Source organism: Microvirga sp. P4_G7, from assembly GCF_056401005.1.
The window spans coordinates 1-3,606 of record NZ_JBFUKD010000382.1; the positions used below are offsets into that span (position 1 = coordinate 1).

The window sequence follows — 3,606 nt, forward strand, 5'->3', positions numbered from 1 at the left end:
GTTCTGCAAGGCGTTCTTCGAGGTCGAGCAGGTGAAGATGCGGTTCCGGCCGTCCTACTTCCCGTTCACCGAGCCGTCGGCTGAAGTCGACATCCAGTGCTCGCGCAAGGGCGGAGAAATCCGCTTCGGCGAGGGTGAGGATTGGCTCGAAATTCTCGGCTGCGGAATGGTGCATCCCAACGTCCTGCGCAATTGCGGGCTCGATCCCGACAAGGTCCAGGGCTTTGCCTGGGGCATGGGAATCGACCGCATCGCCATGCTGAAATACGGCATGCCGGACCTGCGACCCTTCTTCGAGGCGGACGTGCGCTGGCTGAACCACTACGGGTTCCGTCCGCTCGATATCCCATCCCTCGTCGGCGGCCTGAGCGCATAAAGGAGAGGCATCATGAAATTCACTCTCTCCTGGTTGAAGGATCACCTCGACACGAATGCGTCGTTCGACGACATCGTCGAGACGCTCACGCGCATCGGTCTCGAAGTCGAGAGCGTCGATGACAAGGCGAAGGCGCTCGGCGCCTACACGGTCGCCTATGTGGTCTCGGCCGAGCAGCACCCCAACGCCGATCGCCTGCGCGTCTGCATGGTCGACACGGGCGAAGGCGCGCCGATCCAGGTCGTCTGCGGCGCGCCAAACGCCCGCACCGGCATGAAGAGCGTGTTCGCGCCGCCGGGCACCTACATCCCCGGAAAGGGCATCACGCTCGGTGTCGGAACGATCCGCGGTGTCGAGAGCCGCGGCATGTTGTGTTCGGGCGCAGAGCTCGAATTGTCGAACGACCACGACGGCATTCTCGATCTTCCCGCCGATGCACCCGTGGGCATGCCTTACGCCGCCTACGCTGGCCTCGACGATCCGGTGATCGAGATCAATCTCACGCCGAACCGTCCGGATTGTACGTCGGTCTTCGGCATCGCGCGTGATCTCGCGGCGGCCGGCCTCGGCACCTTGAAGAACAGCGCGGTGAAAGCTGTCGTCGGCAAGGGCGCGTCGCCGGTCTCCGTGACCCGCGATCTCGCGTCGGCGGACGAGAAGCTTTGTCCGACTTTTGCACTGCGCCTGGTGCGTGGCGTGAAAAATGGCCCGTCACCCGAATGGCTCCAGCGTCGCCTCGTCTCCATCGGTCTCCGGCCGATCAACGCGCTGGTGGACATCACCAATTTCATCACGTTCGATCGCGGACGTCCGCTTCACGTCTTCGACGCCAGTAAGGTGAAGGGAAATCTCGCCGTCCGTCGCGCCAAGGACAGTGAGGAAATCGTTGCCCTCGACGGAAAAACCTACAAGCTCGATCCCGGTGTTCTCGTGATCGCCGATGAGAAGGGCGTCGAGTCCATTGCCGGCATCATGGGCGGCGAGCATTCGGGCTGTGACGAAACGACGACGGATGTGCTGATCGAATCCGCTCTCTGGGATCCGCTCAACATCGCGCAGAGCGGCCGTAAGCTCGGCATCATCACCGACGCGCGATATCGCTTCGAGCGTGGCGTCGATCCGGCCTTCTGCGTGCCCGGTCTCGATCTCGCGACACAGATGGTCATCGATTTGTGCGGGGGTGAGGCCAGCGAGTCGGTCGTCGAAGGCGCCGTTCCGGTGCAGACGCGCGTCGTCGAGTTTCCGTGGACGGAAACGCGCCGCCTCGCCGGCCTCGACGTGCCGCAGCCAGAAGCGAAATCGATTCTCGAAAAGCTCGGCTTCCGTGTCGAGGGAACCGGCGAACGGGTGAGCGTCGTGCCACCCACCTGGCGCCCCGACATCGAAGGCAAGGCCGATCTCGTCGAAGAAATCATCCGTATCGCAGGCGTCGATCGCATTKCGCCGCAGCCATTGCCGCGTCTCGAAGCGAGCGTCGCCAAGCCGATCCTGACCTTGATCCAGAAGCGGACTCGCCTTGCCAAGCGAACGCTCGGGGTGCGCGGTCTCGTCGAAGCCGTCACCTGGTCCTTCATCGCGAAGGACGAGGCGGTCCTTTTCGGTGGGGGGGATTCCAAACTGGCTTTGGCGAACCCTATCGCAGCCGATCTGTCCGACATGCGCCCGAGCCTGCTTCCGGGCCTTCTCAAGGCGGCGCAGCGCAACGCCGATCGCGGCTTCGGTGATGTCGCCTTGTTCGAAGTCGGGCAGTGTTTCCAGACGGATGAGCCGGAAGGCCAGACTATCAAAGCTGCCGCCGTCCGCCGTGGCACGGCGCGAGCCGAGGCTGTCGGTCGGCACTGGGACGGCGGCGCGATCGCGGTCGACGCATTCGACGCCAAGGCCGATGCGCTCGCGCTTCTGACGTCCCTGGGTATCCCCACCGGAGGTCTGCAGGTGTCTCCCGGTGGGCCGGCATGGTTCCACCCGGGCCGTTCGGCGACTCTGCAATTCGGACCCAAAAATATCGTCGGTGCGTTCGGCGAAGTGCATCCGAAAGTCCTGAAGGCGCTCGATCTCAAGGGGCCGCTCGTGGCGTTCGAGATCACCCTCGATACGCTGCCGCCACCGAAGGCCAAGCCGACGAAGATGAAACCGAAGCTCGTGCTTTCCGACTTCCAGCCGGTCAGCCGCGACTTTGCCTTCGTGGTCGCTCGAAACGTTCCTGCTGCGGATGTGGTCAAGGCGGTTCAGGCTGCTGAGCGCCAGCTCATCGTATCCGTCGACGTGTTCGACATTTACGAGGGGACCGGTATTGATCCGGACAAGAAATCCGTCGCGGTCGCAGTGACGCTACAGCCCACCGAAAAGACATTGACCGACGTTGAGATCGAGGCGGTTTCGCAGAAAATCGTCGGCGAAGTGGTCAAGAAGACCGGCGCAGTGCTGCGGGGATAACCTCGGCCGGCTGTATACGACGTGCATCCCGGATCGTGGTTACGACCCCGTCCGGGATGATGGTTTCGCCCCGTTCAACGGGTTCGCCTCGTCCCATTCGTAGCGGATGGTATCGAAGCGCATCGACCTTGCGTCGACCATCAAGAGACGACCGACGAGGCTTTCCCCGAAACCGACAATCTCGCGGATGACCTCCATCGCCATCAGGCTTCCCATCACGCCCGCAAGCGCGCCGAGGACGCCCGCCTCAGCACAGGTGGGAACCATGCCCGCTGGCGGCGGGGACGGGAACAGGCACCGGTAGGTCGGATTCGGTCGACCGTCAGGGCCGGCTTCGTGCGCGCGGATCGTGGTCAGCGTTCCATCGAATTGGCCCAACGCGCCCGTAATCAGCGTCCTGCCCGCGTGGAAGCAGGCGTCCGAGACCGCATAGCGGGTCTCGAAATTGTCGGAGCCGTCCGCGACGAGATCATAGGCGCTGAGCAGTTCGCGGGCATTTTCCGCCGTGATCCGGACAGCGTGAACCTTGATCGCGACGTGTGGATTGAGGCGCCGGATCTGGTCCGCAGCACTCTCGGCTTTCGAACGCCCGACGTCCGGCGTCCCGTGGATCACCTGGCGCTGCAGGTTGGAGAGCGAAACGGTGTCGTCGTCGACGATTCCCAGGGTACCGACACCCGCCGCGGCGAGATATTGCAGGAGCGGTGCTCCGAGACCTCCGGCCCCGATTACCAGGATCCGCGCCGCTTTGAGCTTCGTCTGGCCCGGCCCCCCGACGTCCCTGAGGACGAGGT

Annotated in this window: 3 protein-coding genes; 2 read left to right on the plus strand and 1 reads right to left on the minus strand. The window is 63.7% G+C overall.

Annotated features, from left to right (window positions below):
* Both AC1DT3_RS15010 and pheT read left to right on the plus strand, forming a co-directional pair.
* Positions 1 to 376: tRNA ligase subunit PheS family protein (locus tag AC1DT3_RS15010; RefSeq protein WP_477466047.1), on the plus strand; the 376-nt coding region annotated here is incomplete at its 5' end.
* 12 nt (positions 377 to 388) lie between these two features.
* Positions 389 to 2,812 (plus strand): phenylalanine--tRNA ligase subunit beta, encoded by a 2,424-nt coding sequence (gene pheT, locus AC1DT3_RS15015; RefSeq protein ID WP_477466048.1) that lies wholly within the window; start codon positions 389 to 391, stop codon positions 2,810 to 2,812.
* 39 nt (positions 2,813 to 2,851) lie between these two features.
* On the opposite strand, the gene AC1DT3_RS15020 is transcribed toward pheT, so the two are convergent.
* Positions 2,852 to 3,606, minus strand: a 755-nt coding sequence (locus tag AC1DT3_RS15020; RefSeq protein ID WP_477466049.1) for a HesA/MoeB/ThiF family protein, incomplete at its 5' end; no start/stop codon positions are given.